The following is a 14122-nucleotide window of genomic DNA, read 5'->3' as shown; positions in this document are numbered from 1 at the left end:
ATGAGACGATTTTCGATGTCGTATCTGACGGCCCCAGTCGTCTCGCCGCTCGAGTCGATCCGCATCGCGTCTGACGTTGGCTACGATCATCTGGGGTTGCGCATCCATCCGACAGCGGCGGCCGACGCGCCATCGCCCTTGCTCGGCAACAAGGCGCTGGCCGCCGAGTGCAGGCGGCGGCTCGACAATAGCGGGCTGACGGTGACGGAGGTCGAAAGCTGGATGATCCGCCGAGGCTTCGACCTGTCGCACAGTGCCGGCGCCATGGAGGCTGCAGCGGAACTCGGTTCACCACGCCTGATCGCCGTAGCTGACATGCGCGGCGCGATCGAACAGGCCGAGATCGAAGATAGGTTCGCAGGTCTCGCCGAAATGGCCTCGGGCTTTGGGCTCGGCGTCGACTTCGAGCCGATTGCCCATCGCGCGGCGGGAACGCTCGACGAGGCGCTGGCGGTGGTAGCGGCGGGTGCACCCCATGGTGCCGGGCTGATCCTCGACATGCTGCATATCGACCGCATGGGCATTTCGCCAGCTGAGCTGGCGATGCTCGACCGTAGCCTGCTGAACAACGTCCATCTGTGCGACGCCCCGCCCAAACCAGCAGATCTTGAAACGATGGTGCGCCATTCGGCCTTCGACCGCGACCTGCCCGGCGAAGGGGCATTGCCGCTCAGGGCCTATCTCGCCGCTCTGCCAACTGACCGGCCACTCAGCATCGAGATCCCGATGCTGCGGCTGGCGAACACGGTTTTGCCGCAGGAGAGGGCGAGGCGCGGCCTGGCCACATCGAAGCGACTGCTTGCAGAGATTGAGGCGGCGGGCTGAGGAACTTGCAGCCGTCGTACGGCGTTCACCTTGTTGTGAAACGAGACTATCGGCGCACTTGTAAACACGGCAGATTTGATGCCCTATTTGTGAGCTAGACTGTCACATCAGCGGCAATGGCGCGGGGTCACCAGCGATGACACAGACCGGGCACTTCCACCCCTCCGACAATCCCCTGGGCGGACAGAGCGGACTTTCCGCATTCTTTTCGCGCCGCTGGAACGGCGACGTGCCGCTCGGCCAGCTGTTCTGGTGGGACATGGTGGTGGTTGGCAGCATCATCAACGTCGCCACGACGATCGTCGCGCTGCTGATCCTGGCCGCAAAAATGTCAGCGCTGCTCGCAGTCGCCGTCCACCTGATCCCGCTGCCCTACAATCTGTTCCTCTATGGCAGCGTACTGAGGACGGCTGACATGGCTGGCACGCCGAATGCCAATGCTGTCAAGCTGAGCGCCACATTGTGGATCATCCTCGCCAGCCTGCTCTGAGCAACACTGGTGCTGCCATCAGACGATCGCGCCGCGGGCAGCACCCGCGGCGTCTCTTGTCAAAAGAGCGAATTAAGCTGCCGGCTCGAAATTCAGCGCCACGCCGTTGATGCAGTAGCGCAGGCCGGTGGGCGGCGGGCCGTCGGGGAAGACGTGGCCGAGGTGGCTGCCGCAATTGGCGCAATGCACCTCGGTGCGAACCATGCCGTAGCCGCGATCGACGGTGGTTTCGACCGAACCCTCGACCGGGTCGTTGAAGCTCGGCCAGCCGGTGCCGCTCTCGAATTTGAGCTTGGATTCAAACAGCGGCTGATCGCAGCCGGCACAGGCAAAGGTGCCGGCGCGCTTCTCGTACAAAAGCGCACAGCTGCCCGGCCGTTCGGTGCCGTGGTGGCGCATCACCTGGTATTGCTCGGGCGTCAGCATCGCGCGCCACTCGGCATCGGTACGGGTGACGGGGAAGGTCTTGGCGTCCATTCTGGGTATCTCCCTCGATTGTTCTTCTTGTTCGTGGTCTTCGCACAGATAGTTACGAAAGGTGCCGACTGACAGGGCATCACTTGATGGTGAGCCACAACGCTCGGGCAACCCGGCCCGCTAGTGCTTGCGCGACAGCTGCCTGGTCGCTCCTTCCAGCCCGGCCAGCGTCAGCGGGTACATGCGGTTGGCGAAGATCTCCGAGATCATCTTGATCGAACTGGTGTAACCCCAGTGCTTTTCCTGTGTCGGATTGAGCCAGACGGCGTTCGGCCACTGGTCGAGCACGCGGCGCAGCCAGATAGCACCCGGCTCCGGGTTCCAGTGCTCGACCGAACCGCCGGCATAAGCGATCTCATAGGGGCTCATCGAGGCGTCGCCGACAAAGATGACTTTGTAGTCGTGGCCATATTTGTGGAGCACGTCGAGCGTCGGGATGACCTCGGCATGGCGGCGGCGGTTGTCTTTCCAGACGCCCTCGTAGAGGCAGTTGTGGAAGTAGAAATATTCGAGCTGGCGGAACTCGACGCGCGCCGCCGAAAACAGCTCTTCCACCACCTTGATGTGGTCGTCCATAGAGCCGCCGACGTCGAAGAACATCAGGAGCTTCACCGCGTTGCGCCGCTCGGGCCTGGTCTTGACGTCGAGATAGCCGTGGTCGGCGATGGCGTGGATGGTGCCGGGCAGGTCGAGCTCTTCCTCGGCGCCCTCGCGCACCCAGCGGCGCAGGCGCTTCAGCGCCACCTTGATGTTGCGAGTGCCGAGCTCGACGGAGTCGTCGAAATTGCGGAACTCGCGCTTGTCCCACACTTTCACCGCGCGGCGATGGCGGCTCGCCTCCTGGCCGATGCGCACGCCCTCGGGATTGTAGCCATAGGCGCCGAAAGGCGAAGTGCCCGCGGTGCCGATCCATTTCGACCCGCCCTGGTGGCGACCTTTCTGCTCTTCGAGCCGCTGCTTCAACGTCTCCATCAGCTTGTCGAAGCCGCCCAGCGCCTCGACCAGTTTCTTCTCTTCATCGGTCAGCGTCTTCTCGGCAAGCCGGCGCAGCCATTCCTCGGGGATGTTGGCGACGTCGACACTGCCCTCGCCCGCAACGGCCTCGACCCCCTTGAAGTAATGGGAAAAAACCGTGTCGAAACGATCGATATGGCGCTCGTCCTTCACCAGCGCAGCACGGGCGAGGTAGTAGAAACCCTCGACGTCATAGCTGACGAGGTCGGCGTCGAGTGCCTCCAGCAAGGCCAGATATTCACGCAGCGACACCGGAACCTTGGCCGCCTTGAGCTCGAGAAAGAAGGGTATGAACATGGCGGGCACTTTGCTTCGGCGCGCTCGCGCAGGCAAGTCCGCCGATGCCGCAGCCGTGCCGACAATCAGGCGATGGGCGCATTGGCAGCGTTGCAACACCCGAAATCTAATTAAATTAAAAATCGGATTCAGTCTTTCTTGGTAATTTCCCGTTAGCAATTGCCGTCAGTGGGGGCGAGGGCCGAGTCTGCCTTCGATCCGAGTTTGTTTTGCGTACGGGTACCTATGCGTTTCTCAGCGGCGTCAGCGATCGTTCTCGCCAGCCTGGCCCTTGCCGGCTGCACCTCGAGCTCGGGCCTCGGTAACCTGATGGAACAGGCGTCGCCATCTCCTGAAACAACGAGTTCGGTGATACGGCCCTCGGCCGACATCGCGCCAATGGTCGCGCAGGCACCAATGCCCCAGCCTGTCATGGCAGCGCCGGTCGAAGTGACCACGATGACGGCAGCGCCGGTACAGGTGGCGATGGCAATGCCAACACCGATGCCGCGGGCGCCGATGGAGCCTGCCATCGAACTTGAGGACATGCCCACGCCCGACGCCAAGCCGATTGCGCTGGTGGCGCCGTCCAACCCGATAAAGGCGACGCCGTTCGCGCCGGGCAAGATCTATGGCCGCCGCTTCCGCGACGCCAAGCCGATCAATTTCGGCCGCACGATGTCGCCCAAGAATTTCGCCGTTCACGGCGTCGACGTGTCGCGCTGGCAGGGCGAGATCGACTGGCCCAAGCTGCGCACCCAGGGCGCCAACTTCGCCTACATCAAGGCCACCGACGGCGGCGACCATCTCGACCCGATGTTCCGCAAGAACTGGCGCGCGGCCGAGGCCGCCGGCCTGAGGCGTGGCGCCTATCACTTCTTCTACTGGTGCCGCACCGCCGGCGAACAGGCCGACTGGTTCATCCGCAACGTGCCCAGGGTTCCCGGCGCGCTGCCACCGGTCATCGACGTCGAATATAACGGCGAATCGAGCTGCAAGCGCCGCCACAGCCCCGAAAAGATCCGCGAGAAGATGCAGGTCTTCATGGACAAGCTGGAGCGCCATTACGGCCAGCGTCCGGTAATCTACACCGCGCCCGACTTCTACAAGGACAATCTGCGCGGCCACTTCCAGAACTATCCGTTCTGGCTACGCGCCGTGGCCGAGCCGCCATCCAAGGTCTATCCCGGCCGCAACTGGGTGTTCTGGCAGTATTCGGGCTCAGGCCTGTCGCATGGTGTCGAGGGCAAGATCGACCTCAACGTCTTCCGCGGCAGCGCAGCCCAGTGGAACCAGTGGCTGGAACGCACCGCGGGCTGATCGCCCGCGGGTCCTGGCCAGTGATTGCCTGTCGCCTCAGAGCAGGTCGTACTCGATGAACCCGGTGCGGCGAGCGACGCGATCGTAGAGCTTGCGCGCCGTGGCGTTGGTCTCGTGGGTCATCCAGTAGACATTGGTAACGCCGAGCTTGCCGGCCTCCTGCTTCACGGCTTCGATCAGGGCGGCGCCGACGCCCTTGCCGCGCGCCTCCGGGTCGGCGAACAAATCCTGCAGGTAGCAATTGTTGGCCTCGGACCAGCCCGAGCGGTGGTAGAGATAGTGCGTCAGGCCGACCGCCTTGCCGTCGACGAGAGCGATCAGACCCTTGGGCTCGAACTCGCCCTCGGTGAACAGGCGCTTCCAGGCGAGCTTGTAGATGTTTTCAGGCAGGACCGTGTTGTAGAAATCGAGATAAGCGGTCCACAGTCGGCGCCAGTCCTCGTGGTCGGCAAGCTCGAGCGGGCGGATGGTGATGTCGGTCATGAAGCTCTCTCTCCTTGGATGCACCAGCGTCCTCAGAAATCTCTGATGGGACAAGGGTCCAGGGCTGCCAAATCGCTGCTCCTGGCTTTCGGGCAACAGTTGGCTGGAAATGACTTCAAATCGACTGGTGCCCTCCAGAGAATCCACAAACCAGGGTCGATACGTATCGACTTCCGCTATTGATCGTCCTTCCGGATCGCAGCCTTGAGACAATACGGTGCAACGCAATGTGCCGGGTTCGGATAGACGCTGGCCGCATCCACCAACTCTCCCGAAATCACTGCACATTCTTCATGGAAATGCCATTGGCGCCCAGATCGGTCGCTCAAGACGAATTCAATGATTTCCGGCTGCGGTTCGTCGTCAACCCAGCGAATGATCGAGACCTCGACTTCCCTGAGGTCACCGGACGATGCCGCCAAAATTTCAACCCTGCCGTCTCGCCATGAATGCCAGGCGCTCGAACAAATGCACGTCCTGCTCGTTCTTGAGCAGGGCGCCATGCAGCTTGGGCAGCGCATTCTTGGGGTCGGCGCGCAGGTCCTCGGGCGCGACGTCGTCGGCGACCAGCAGGCGGATCCAGTCGAGCGCTTCCGAGGTCGACGGCTTCTTCTTGAGGCCGGCAACCTCGCGGATTTCGTAGAACTGGGTCAGTGCGGCGCGCACCAGGTTCTGCTTGATGCCGGGATAATGCACCTCGACGATTCTGTGCAGCGTGTCGACGTCGGGGAAGCGGATGTAGTGGAAAAAGCAGCGGCGCAGGAAGGCGTCGGGCAGCTCCTTCTCGTTGTTCGAGGTGATGATGACGATCGGCCTGACCTTGGCGCTGATCGTCTCGCCGGTCTCGTAGACGAAGAACTCCATGCGATCGAGTTCCTGCAACAGATCGTTGGGGAACTCGATGTCGGCCTTGTCGATCTCGTCGATCAGAAGCACGACCTTTTTGTCGGCGGCAAACGCATCCCACAGCTTGCCGCGCTTGATGTAGTTTTTGATGTCGTTGAAGCGGCCGTCGCCGAGCTGGCTGTCGCGCAGGCGCGAGACGGCATCATATTCGTAGAGACCCTGCTGTGCCTTGGTGGTGGACTTGACGTTCCACTCGATCATTTCAAGGCCGAGGCCGGATGCCACCTGGCGGGCGAGTTCGGTCTTGCCGGTACCCGGCTCGCCCTTGACCAGCAGCGGCCGCTCCAGAGCGATCGCCGCATTGACCGCCACCATCAGATCCTTGTCGGCGACATAAGCCGACGTTCCTTCAAAGCGCATGCGAAACTCCAAATTCGTCGGCGCCGACACTAGGGAGGTGTGGCCGGTGGGGCAAGCGGGACGTCCCGTCGTGATAGGCGTTCGGGGCCGCCGCGGTACAGGAGGCAGAGCTCTCGCTCGAACAGACAACAAAGCGCATGAGCATGAAAAAACCCCTCCACACCACAGCCCCGCAAATATCCTTGCACGAAGCGTCCCACTGCCATGGCGCATTGCGGCCACAGCGCCTATATTGGCGGTGACGGTCTGCGCTTCCCGGCAGGAGAGCATTTTCCCCGGGGCCTTAACGATCCTTAGGGAGCTGTCCCTGGGAGGACCCGTGGGTTCTTCCATACGGCGCCCACCTACTTTGTAGGTCTCCGGGATCGACTTCTTCACCGGTTGTGTGGATCGTCACCTCCCTGTCAGGATAAAACCTGCCCACCCGACGCCTGAAAGCGTCGGTTTCCGCGTTGCCGGTGCAACGGCCAATGTGCCAAACACGTGGCGAACGACAGCAGAGCGGGCGAACACCGGCATGACTTCCCATCGCGAAATCAAGAAGCAGCTGCGCAAGGAAGCGCTGGACCGGCGCGACGCGCTCGATCAGTTCTGGCGCATCGAAGCGTCGCTGGAGATGGCGGAGACGGCGCGCGACAATCTGCAGTTCGAGCCCGGCACGATCGTCTCGGGCTTCTGGCCGATGCGATCGGAGGTGGACGTCAGGCCGATGATGTTTGCCCTGCGCGAGCATGGTGCACGGCTCTGCCTGCCGGCGATCCTCGACAAGCACACGATCGTCTTCCGCGAACTGGTGCGCGGCGCACCGATGGTCGATATGGGTTTTGGCACCGTCGGGCCGCATGAGGAAGCCGAGGTGCTGGATCCCCAGATCATGCTGGTGCCGCTGGCGGCTTTCGACAAACGCGGCCACCGCATCGGCTATGGCGCCGGCTATTACGACCGGGCGATCTCCAAGCTGCAGGACAAGGGCATAGAGCCCAGGCTGATCGGCATCGCCTTCGACTGCCAGGAGGTCGAGCGCGTTCCCGACGAGAACCACGACGTCATCATCCCCGAAATACTGACGGAAAGCGGGCTGCGCCGTTTCGAGCCGGCGTGAGGTGATCGGCCAGCGCGAATCCGCTCCGGGCAAATTCGGCCGGCTCCACTTGCATGATTTCGCAATGGCCCTGTAGAAGCATTTTTCATGAGACTTCTTTTTCTTGGCGACATGGTGGGCAAGGCCGGACGCACTGCGGTGTGGAATCAGCTGCCCGGCCTGATTTCTGATTTCCGGCTCGATTTTGTCATCGTCAACGGTGAGAACGCCGCCGGCGGCTTCGGCATCACCGAGGAGATTTTCCGCGAAACGCTTGCTGCCGGCGCCGATGTGGTGACGACGGGCAATCACGTCTGGGACCAGCGCGAGGCGCTGGCCTTTGCGCCGCGTGAGGAACGCTTCTTGCGCCCGGCCAATTTCCCGAAGGGCACGCCGGGGCGCGGCTCCGGCCTCTACATCGCCAGGAACGGCGCCCGCGTTCTCGTCTCGAACATCATGGGCCGGGTGTTCATGCATCCTGAACTCGACGACCCGTTCCAGGCCGGCGAGCGGGAACTGGCCGCCTGCCCATTGGGCGAACAGGCGGATGCGGTGGTGATCGACTTCCACGCCGAGGCGACGAGCGAGAAGATGTGCTTTGCCCATTTCGTCGACGGCCGCGCCAGCCTGGTTGTCGGCACGCATACCCACCAGCCAACCGCCGACCACCAGATCCTCAATGGCGGCACCGCCTATCTGACCGACGCCGGCATGTGCGGTGACTACGACTCCTCGCTCGGCATGGACAAGGAAGAACCGCTCAACCGGTTCCTGTCCAAGGTGCCGAAGGGCCGCTTCGAGGCGGCCAACGGCCCGGCCTCCATCTGCGGCGTCGGCGTCGACATTTCCGACCGCACCGGCCTCGCCGAACGGGTTGCGCCATTGCGTCGCGGGCCTAGGCTCGAAGAAACCGTCCCATCCTTCTGGTCCTGACATTGACGTGGGGCCAGTCGAAACCTACTTGCCCGCCGCACGTCAGCATATGTTAGAGCATGATGCATCTATCCGGATGCGCCATGTCTCGGCACTGTAGCATGTGAACGAGCGGCCGCCGGCCGCTCGCATCGTATCCAGAAGAACAACGGGGACACTTAGATGATCGAATTCCTGGCGCCGTATTTCGGCTTCATCAACGACCCGACCGCCTGGGTGGCACTGCTGACCCTGATCGCGCTCGAAGTTGTGCTCGGCATCGACAATTTGATCTTCATCTCGATCCTGACCAACAAATTGCCTGAGCACCAGCGCGCCAAGGCGCGGCGGCTTGGCATCGGGGCGGCCCTGATCATGCGCCTGGTGCTTTTGGCCACCATCTCCTTCATCGTCGCGCTGACGGCACCCGTCTTCACGGCCTTCGGCCACGGCTTCTCCTGGCGCGACTTGATCCTGATCGCTGGCGGCCTGTTCCTGGTCTGGAAGGCGACCAAGGAAATCCACCACTCGGTCGATCCCGAGGACCACAAGGACGAGATGGTGTCGCGTACGCTGCAGCTTTCGATGGGCGCTGCGATCTTCCAGATCCTGCTGCTCGACCTGGTGTTCTCGATCGACTCGATCATCACCGCTGTCGGCATGACCGACGAGATCGGCATCATGTACATCGCCGTGATCGTCGCCGTGACCGTGATGCTTTTGGCTGCAACGCCGCTCGCGACCTTCATCGAGAAGAACCCGACGATCGTCATGCTGGCGCTCGGCTTCCTCTTGATGATCGGCATGACGCTGATTGCCGATGGTTTCGGCTATCATGTGCCCAAGGGCTACATCTACGCCGCCATGGGCTTCTCGGCGCTGGTCGAGGGCCTCAACATGCTGCAGCGGAACCGCCGCAGGAAAAGTGGCGGTCACTGATGAGCATGACGACGGCGGGCCAAAAGCCCGCCGTTTTCGTCTCGGCCAGCGATTTCATACCGACCGGAACCGGGCTATCATATGATTCTGGCGCGGCCCACGCCTCCCCCCTCCAGCGGGAAAGTACTGATCGTGCAGGGTGCCTAAATCACCGAACCATCTGTTCGAGCACGTGCATAAGGAGGGGTTGCGACGACAGCTCGTATCTGGAGGTTCGCACAATGAAACTATCCGCGCCCATTCCTGTGCTGAAGCGCAAGGCCAGGCTTCTGGCCAGGACGAAGCCGATCCCACTTCATCAGGCACTCGACGAGGTGGCAGCCGGCGAAGGCATTGCCGGCTGGAGCCTGCTTGCCGCCAAGGCCGCTGCCGTGCGCCCGGCGGCAAGACTGTTCGCACGGCTCGCTCCCGGCGACATGGTCCTGCTCGGCGCGCGGCCCGGCCAGGGCAAGACGCTGATGGGTCTCGAACTCGCCGTCGAGGCGATGAAATCGGGCCATCGCGGCAGCTTCTTCACGCTCGAATACACTGAAAAGGAAGTGCTCGATCGCTTCCGCGCCATCGGCGCCGACCGGGCGCAGTTTGGCAACCTGTTTGAGCTCGACAGCTCCGACATCATCTGCGCGGCCCATATCGCCGGGCGCATGGCTTCGGCGCCGCGCGGCACGATGGTGGTGGTTGATTACCTGCAACTGCTCGACCAGAAGCGCGACAATCCGAAGCTGACGGAACAGGTGCGGGTGCTGAGAGCACTGGCGCGCGACAAGGGGCTGATCGTCGTGATGATCTCGCAGATCGACCGCTCCTACGACCCGGCAACGAAGACGATGCCCGACCTCGGCGACGTCAGGCTGCCCAATCCGCTGGATCTCAAGCTGTTCGACAAGGCCTGCTTCCTAGCCAATGGCGAAGTGCGAGTCCACTCGGTTTGACAAGACCGGGCGGCGGGATGCCCGCCGCCCGAACTGTTCCAGCCTCACCAGGCGTCGGGTTCGCGCACCATGTGCACGATGTTGGCCGGGTTCATGATCCAGCCGCCACGGAAGGTTTCGCCGAGCGGTTCGATCGGGTCGCAGCGCACCGCACCGGCATCGCCGAGTTGCTTGAGCGTGCCGGCAAAATCGGGCGTGAACAACTCCAGCCAGACCTCAGCCTGGCTCATGGTCGGGGCCTCGTCGATCCAGAGCTGGTTCGGGCCGAGCTTGAAGCCAACCGCGGGCAGCTTCTCCGGGATACCCTCGAGGCCGACCACGTCGCGGTAAAAGGCGATGGTCGCCTCGTACTGGTGGCTCGGCACCTTCATGGCGATGTTCATGCCGCCTTCGATCTTTGCACCCATTGTCTCTCTCCTCACTTGCGTTCGCTTGTCGTCGGCAATTGGCCGCGCATTTCAGAGGGATAAAAACCCTCGCGCAGGTTGATGCCGTATTCGAGCCAGGCCTTCATCGCCGACAGCATTTCCGCCCAGCCCTCGCAGTTGCCGTAGGACGCCTTGCGCCCAACCGCGTCCTCGACCCAGCCGGATTCGCCGATGGTAACGAAGGTCGAGCCGTCCTCGAGCACGTCGAAGCCCATCTCGATCCGGGTTTTGTAGGCCGGCTGGCCCTCGGCCACCTCGGCGTCCCAGCGCAGTACGATGCGCTTGTCCAACTCGATCTCGTCGACCTCGACCGGCACCGAACCCCACCAGGTGACGGTGGTTCCGGCGACCAGCGGCGCGCTGGCGCCGTTCAGCGTGGTGAAATAGCCGCTCAGCTTCTTCGGATTGACGACCGCGTCGAACACCTCGTGGACGGGCTTGGCGATACGTCCCGAAACCTTGAACCCCAAGGACATTGTCAGCCTCCTATGCTTGCACGCGACAACAATGTGTTATAAAATTATAACATGTCAAGCGATTCGAAAGACGACAATGTTTTCAAGGCTCTGGCGCATCCGCGCCGGCGATTGATGCTGGACGTGCTGAAGGATGGCGCGCTGACGACGGGCGCCCTGTGCGAGCGTTTCGACGACATGGACCGCTGCACCGTGATGCAGCATCTGAAGGTTCTGGAGGAGGCCGAGCTGGTGGTCGCCCGGCGCGAAGGCCGCGAACGCTGGAACCACCTCAACTCGATGCCGATCAAAGAGATTCACGACCGCTGGATCAGCGAATATGCCAGCCACGCGATGAGCATTCTCGATCGGCTGAAGCTCGAGCTGGAAGGCTGAGGCGCGTCCCGTGCTTTGATGTCAGCTAGTGACCAGGCGATTTCGCCTTCCGCGCCTCGATGGCGGCGCCATGCTCCTTGCCCCAGCTGGCGAGCGGTCCGAGCGCTTCATCGAGCGACTGGCCGAGCGGCGTCGCCGAATACTCGACGCGCGGCGGCACCTCATGAAAGATCTCGCGGTGGACGAGACCGTCGGCCTCCATTTCGCGCAATTGTTGGATCAGCATCTTCTCGCTGATGTCGGGCACCAGCCGCTTGAGCTCGCCGAAGCGGCGCGGCTCGGTGTGCACCAGCCACAGGATCAACGCCTTCCATTTGCCGCCGATGACCTGGAAGGCGGGGCCGAGGCCACAACTTTCTGGCTGCGTCTTCGCCAAGAAATCCTCAATTCTCACTTTGAAGTCAGTACCTTACCGAAATGTAGGTACTTGTTGGAACGAGTTCAATGCATAGGTTCTGCGGCACGCCGCGACTGTCTCGCGGTCCGATTTCAAGAGGATATGACATGGAACCTGTGCTCTTTTACGGCGTGCCGCATGGTTGCTCGTTCGGCTCGATCGTGGCACTCGAATGGCTCGGCCAGCCCTACCGCCTGCACCGCATAGACATGACAGCCAAGCATTCCCGCACCTTCGCCAGGGTCAACCCGCTCGGCCAGACACCGGCGATGGTCACCGGGGATGGCGGCACGCTGACCGAAAGCCTGGCGATCCTGCACAACATCGCCGCGCGCGACCTCGACAATGGCCTCGGCTTTGCCCAGGGCAGCAAGGAATTCGACCGGCTGAACTGGATGCTGTCGTACCTGCACACCACGCTGCATTCCGATCTCGGCTATGGCTGGAACGCCTTCAAGCTGGTCGAAGATGACGACGCCGGGCGCAACATGCTGCGCAAGATGGCGCGCGAAAAGGCAGCCATGGACTTCGCCTTCCTGCAGCGCGTGCTCGAAAACAGCGAATGGCTGATTGGCGACCACAGAACCGTGGCCGACGCCTACTTCATCGGCATCGCGCGCTGGGGCTCGGATCTCGACTTGTTCGACATGGCGAGCGAGTTCCCCGGCATCCACAAGCACATGGAAAAACTCGAAGCCGACCCGGCGGTGGTCTTCGCCCATGCCATCGAGAAGGAGCGGGAAGCCGTGTCATTGGGCGGGTTCCGCGGTCACGCCACGGTCGAGGAGCTGGAGCCGCGCATCGCCGCTTGACCTGTCACGCCTCTCGCACCCATCGGTTGCGGAGGCATCAACGCGGCCAGCGAAATGCTTGGACGTGGCCAGCATCTCAATGTACATCAGAAGGAACTTATTAAGCTCGGATAAACGCTTGTTGGCCAACAATCCGAACAGGAACGTGCATACGGACGGGGAATGCTGACTGCCACCCGGGAACTGCCTGTCAGGCCAGACACGGAACCGCAACTTGCGATTGCTCTGATCGTTGCCGGCATCGTCTTCCTCGCATCGTTCTTCGGCATACTGACGCGGCCGGTCGGCTTCCTCGCCGCAGTCTGGCCGGCGAACGCCATCCTGCTCGGCATGATGGTGCGCAACCCGAGCTACGCCACGCCACTGGGCTGGCTCGCCGCCTTCGTCGGCTACATCGTGGCTGACCTTTCAACAGGTGGAAACTTCTTCGTCACGCTGTGGCTGACGACTGCCAACATCACCGGTGCGCTGACCGGGTACCTGCTGTTCCGGCTGGTGCCGGAGAGCGACCGCTGGCTGCAACGGCCGTCATCGGTGCTGCACCTCTTCGCCATCTGCTGCGCGGTGGCACTGGCCGCCTCGATCGCCGGCGGCGGCGCGGCACGCCTTTTGTTTGGCAAGGACTTCTTCAGCGGCATCACCTTCTGGTTCATCACCGAACTGGTCAACAGCCTGATCATCCTTCCGGTGCTGCTGACATTCCCCGGCTTCCGCAGGCTGCGCGAGCATTGGCCGGCCGGTCTTTCGCCCGCGCTCTTCCAGCATGCCTTGCCGGCGCTGGTGCTGGTGGCTTCGGTTGGGCTTGCCATCATGCTGGGCGGACCAGGTGCTCTGGCGATGCCCATCCCTGCCCTGCTCTGGTGCTCGCTGACCTACAGGACGTTCACGACCTCGGTGCTGACCATGCTGCTGAGCGTTTGGTTGCTGATCTCGATCCCGGCAAACCTCATCCCGTTGCCGGAACTGCCCGACCCGCTGCGTTCGCTCGACTCGCTGCGGCTCGGCATCGCCCTGATGGCGCTGTGTCCGCTGACTGTTGCCAGCATCAACGCCGCCCGCGTCGAGCTGATCGAACGACTGTCGCGCGCGGCCAACCACGACTCGCTGACCGGCGCGCTGTCACGCGGTGCCTTCATCGAGCGAAGCGAAGCCTGCCTGCAAGCGAACCGGGACCAGGGCACGGCGCTGCTGATGCTCGACATCGATCACTTCAAGAACATCAACGACCGCTTCGGCCATGCCGGCGGCGACGCGATGCTGAAGGAATTTGTCGTCCTGATCTCCCGTCTGCTGCGCCCGGCCGACCTGTTCGGCCGCATGGGTGGCGAAGAGTTCGCCGTGGTGCTGCCGGGCCTCGACATGATCGCGGCAACCTCGGTCGCCGAGCGCATCCGCCAGGCACTTGAAATGCGGGCGATCGAGATGCCGTCGGGCGGCGAGGTGTGGGCCACCGTCAGTATCGGTGCGGCGACGCGCGCGCCGGGGGAATACACCGATTTCGACGACATGATGCTGGCCGCCGACCGCGCCCTCTACGAAGCCAAGGAAGCTGGACGCAACATGGTTCGGGTCGGCGCCCGGCAGCCCGAGGCAACATCGCCGACCTTGAACTGAACGCT

At 62.7% G+C, this 14122-nt stretch carries 18 protein-coding genes and 1 other RNA gene; 11 read left to right on the top strand and 8 right to left on the bottom strand.

What is annotated here, in order from left to right; all coding sequences use genetic code 11:
* Positions 1-825, top strand: a complete 825-nt coding sequence (locus IG197_RS17990) for a sugar phosphate isomerase/epimerase (protein WP_182573726.1) — start codon at positions 1-3, stop codon at positions 823-825.
* Between the two features lie 136 nt (positions 826-961).
* The gene (locus tag IG197_RS17985) at positions 962-1315 is read left to right on the top strand and encodes a hypothetical protein (RefSeq protein ID WP_083948455.1); all 354 of its coding nucleotides are present in this window, start codon (positions 962-964) and stop codon (positions 1313-1315) included.
* 72 nt (positions 1316-1387) lie between these two features.
* Here IG197_RS17985 and msrB read toward each other — a convergent pair whose 3' ends face one another.
* Complete coding sequence (gene msrB, locus IG197_RS17980) at positions 1388-1792, bottom strand: peptide-methionine (R)-S-oxide reductase MsrB (protein ID WP_182573724.1); 405 nt, start codon at positions 1790-1792, stop codon at positions 1388-1390.
* Between the two features lie 120 nt (positions 1793-1912).
* On the bottom strand, positions 1913-3103 hold the full coding sequence (locus tag IG197_RS17975; RefSeq protein ID WP_192313883.1) for a VWA domain-containing protein: 1191 nt from the start codon (positions 3101-3103) through the stop codon (positions 1913-1915).
* Positions 3104-3328: 225 nt separating this feature from the next.
* On the opposite strand from IG197_RS17975, the gene IG197_RS17970 reads away from it, so the two are divergent.
* Positions 3329-4402 (top strand): GH25 family lysozyme, encoded by a 1074-nt coding sequence (locus IG197_RS17970; protein ID WP_192313880.1) that lies wholly within the window; start codon positions 3329-3331, stop codon positions 4400-4402.
* A 36-nt stretch (positions 4403-4438) separates the two neighbouring features.
* Here the strand turns inward: IG197_RS17970 and IG197_RS17965 are convergent, their stop codons facing one another.
* The 3 genes from IG197_RS17965 to IG197_RS17955 all read right to left on the bottom strand — a co-directional run bounded on the left by IG197_RS17965 (position 4439) and on the right by IG197_RS17955 (position 6151).
* Entirely contained in the window at positions 4439-4885 is a 447-nt protein-coding gene (locus IG197_RS17965) for a GNAT family N-acetyltransferase (protein ID WP_154387229.1), read from the bottom strand.
* 176 nt (positions 4886-5061) lie between these two features.
* The gene (locus IG197_RS17960; protein ID WP_192313877.1) at positions 5062-5307 is read right to left on the bottom strand and encodes a hypothetical protein; all 246 of its coding nucleotides are present in this window, start codon (positions 5305-5307) and stop codon (positions 5062-5064) included.
* A 4-nt stretch (positions 5308-5311) separates the two neighbouring features.
* A complete protein-coding gene (locus tag IG197_RS17955; RefSeq protein WP_192313874.1) occupies positions 5312-6151 on the bottom strand; it encodes a MoxR family ATPase in 840 nt (279 codons plus the stop codon).
* A 240-nt stretch (positions 6152-6391) separates the two neighbouring features.
* Here IG197_RS17955 and ssrS point away from each other — a divergent pair.
* The 5 genes from ssrS to IG197_RS17930 all read left to right on the top strand — a co-directional run bounded on the left by ssrS (position 6392) and on the right by IG197_RS17930 (position 10015).
* Positions 6392-6547, top strand: a non-coding RNA gene (gene ssrS, locus IG197_RS17950) — 6S RNA.
* A 121-nt stretch (positions 6548-6668) separates the two neighbouring features.
* Positions 6669-7253, top strand: coding sequence for a 5-formyltetrahydrofolate cyclo-ligase (locus IG197_RS17945; protein ID WP_192313871.1), 585 nt, complete (start codon positions 6669-6671; stop codon positions 7251-7253).
* An 87-nt stretch (positions 7254-7340) separates the two neighbouring features.
* Positions 7341-8165: a YmdB family metallophosphoesterase gene (locus tag IG197_RS17940; RefSeq protein WP_192313868.1), complete on the top strand. Its 825-nt coding sequence runs from the start codon at positions 7341-7343 to the stop codon at positions 8163-8165.
* Positions 8166-8327: 162 nt separating this feature from the next.
* Positions 8328-9083 carry a TerC family protein gene (locus tag IG197_RS17935; protein ID WP_067956922.1) on the top strand — a complete coding sequence of 252 codons (756 nt, stop codon included), beginning with the start codon at positions 8328-8330 and terminating at the stop codon, positions 9081-9083.
* 221 nt (positions 9084-9304) lie between these two features.
* On the top strand, positions 9305-10015 hold the full coding sequence (locus tag IG197_RS17930) for a DNA helicase (protein ID WP_192313865.1): 711 nt from the start codon (positions 9305-9307) through the stop codon (positions 10013-10015).
* 44 nt (positions 10016-10059) lie between these two features.
* On the opposite strand, the gene IG197_RS17925 is transcribed toward IG197_RS17930, so the two are convergent.
* Both IG197_RS17925 and IG197_RS17920 read right to left on the bottom strand, forming a co-directional pair.
* Positions 10060-10422, bottom strand: coding sequence for a VOC family protein (locus tag IG197_RS17925; RefSeq protein ID WP_192313863.1), 363 nt, complete (start codon positions 10420-10422; stop codon positions 10060-10062).
* A gap of 11 nt (positions 10423-10433) precedes the next feature.
* The gene (locus IG197_RS17920) at positions 10434-10919 is read right to left on the bottom strand and encodes an SRPBCC domain-containing protein (protein ID WP_192313860.1); all 486 of its coding nucleotides are present in this window, start codon (positions 10917-10919) and stop codon (positions 10434-10436) included.
* Between the two features lie 51 nt (positions 10920-10970).
* Here IG197_RS17920 and IG197_RS17915 point away from each other — a divergent pair, with 51 nt between their 5' ends.
* Positions 10971-11294: a helix-turn-helix transcriptional regulator gene (locus IG197_RS17915; RefSeq protein WP_192313857.1), complete on the top strand. Its 324-nt coding sequence runs from the start codon at positions 10971-10973 to the stop codon at positions 11292-11294.
* A gap of 25 nt (positions 11295-11319) precedes the next feature.
* Here the strand turns inward: IG197_RS17915 and IG197_RS17910 are convergent, their stop codons facing one another.
* Positions 11320-11670 carry a helix-turn-helix domain-containing protein gene (locus IG197_RS17910; RefSeq protein ID WP_067956909.1) on the bottom strand — a complete coding sequence of 117 codons (351 nt, stop codon included), beginning with the start codon at positions 11668-11670 and terminating at the stop codon, positions 11320-11322.
* Positions 11671-11798: 128 nt separating this feature from the next.
* Here IG197_RS17910 and IG197_RS17905 point away from each other — a divergent pair, with 128 nt between their 5' ends.
* Both IG197_RS17905 and IG197_RS17900 read left to right on the top strand, forming a co-directional pair.
* Complete coding sequence (locus tag IG197_RS17905; protein WP_192313855.1) at positions 11799-12503, top strand: glutathione S-transferase family protein; 705 nt, start codon at positions 11799-11801, stop codon at positions 12501-12503.
* A 162-nt stretch (positions 12504-12665) separates the two neighbouring features.
* Positions 12666-14117, top strand: a complete 1452-nt coding sequence (locus IG197_RS17900; RefSeq protein WP_192313852.1) for a GGDEF domain-containing protein — start codon at positions 12666-12668, stop codon at positions 14115-14117.
* The last annotated feature ends 5 nt before the right edge of the window (positions 14118-14122 follow it).

The organism is Aminobacter sp. SR38, from assembly GCF_014843375.1.
GTDB classification, from domain to species: domain Bacteria; phylum Pseudomonadota; class Alphaproteobacteria; order Rhizobiales; family Rhizobiaceae; genus Aminobacter; species Aminobacter ciceronei.
Note: the sequence above shows the minus strand (reverse complement) of the source record. Positions and strands in the feature narration are given on the sequence as shown.

What these genes read in the sequence shown, in the direction of transcription:
- IG197_RS17955 (WP_192313874.1), bottom strand. Translation starts at nt 6,151, where the DNA reads ATGCGCTTTGAAGGAACGTCGGCTTATGTCGCCGACAAGGATCTGATG.
- IG197_RS17970 (WP_192313880.1), top strand. Translation starts at nt 3,329, where the DNA reads ATGCGTTTCTCAGCGGCGTCAGCGATCGTTCTCGCCAGCCTGGCCCTT.
- IG197_RS17915 (WP_192313857.1), top strand. Translation starts at nt 10,971, where the DNA reads ATGTCAAGCGATTCGAAAGACGACAATGTTTTCAAGGCTCTGGCGCAT.
- IG197_RS17940 (WP_192313868.1), top strand. Translation starts at nt 7,341, where the DNA reads ATGAGACTTCTTTTTCTTGGCGACATGGTGGGCAAGGCCGGACGCACT.
- IG197_RS17965 (WP_154387229.1), bottom strand. Translation starts at nt 4,885, where the DNA reads ATGACCGACATCACCATCCGCCCGCTCGAGCTTGCCGACCACGAGGAC.
- IG197_RS17920 (WP_192313860.1), bottom strand. Translation starts at nt 10,919, where the DNA reads ATGTCCTTGGGGTTCAAGGTTTCGGGACGTATCGCCAAGCCCGTCCAC.
- IG197_RS17985 (WP_083948455.1), top strand. Translation starts at nt 962, where the DNA reads ATGACACAGACCGGGCACTTCCACCCCTCCGACAATCCCCTGGGCGGA.
- IG197_RS17945 (WP_192313871.1), top strand. Translation starts at nt 6,669, where the DNA reads ATGACTTCCCATCGCGAAATCAAGAAGCAGCTGCGCAAGGAAGCGCTG.
- IG197_RS17900 (WP_192313852.1), top strand. Translation starts at nt 12,666, where the DNA reads ATGCTGACTGCCACCCGGGAACTGCCTGTCAGGCCAGACACGGAACCG.
- IG197_RS17925 (WP_192313863.1), bottom strand. Translation starts at nt 10,422, where the DNA reads ATGGGTGCAAAGATCGAAGGCGGCATGAACATCGCCATGAAGGTGCCG.
- IG197_RS17930 (WP_192313865.1), top strand. Translation starts at nt 9,305, where the DNA reads ATGAAACTATCCGCGCCCATTCCTGTGCTGAAGCGCAAGGCCAGGCTT.
- IG197_RS17935 (WP_067956922.1), top strand. Translation starts at nt 8,328, where the DNA reads ATGATCGAATTCCTGGCGCCGTATTTCGGCTTCATCAACGACCCGACC.
- IG197_RS17975 (WP_192313883.1), bottom strand. Translation starts at nt 3,103, where the DNA reads ATGTTCATACCCTTCTTTCTCGAGCTCAAGGCGGCCAAGGTTCCGGTG.
- msrB (WP_182573724.1), bottom strand. Translation starts at nt 1,792, where the DNA reads ATGGACGCCAAGACCTTCCCCGTCACCCGTACCGATGCCGAGTGGCGC.
- IG197_RS17990 (WP_182573726.1), top strand. Translation starts at nt 1, where the DNA reads ATGAGACGATTTTCGATGTCGTATCTGACGGCCCCAGTCGTCTCGCCG.
- IG197_RS17905 (WP_192313855.1), top strand. Translation starts at nt 11,799, where the DNA reads ATGGAACCTGTGCTCTTTTACGGCGTGCCGCATGGTTGCTCGTTCGGC.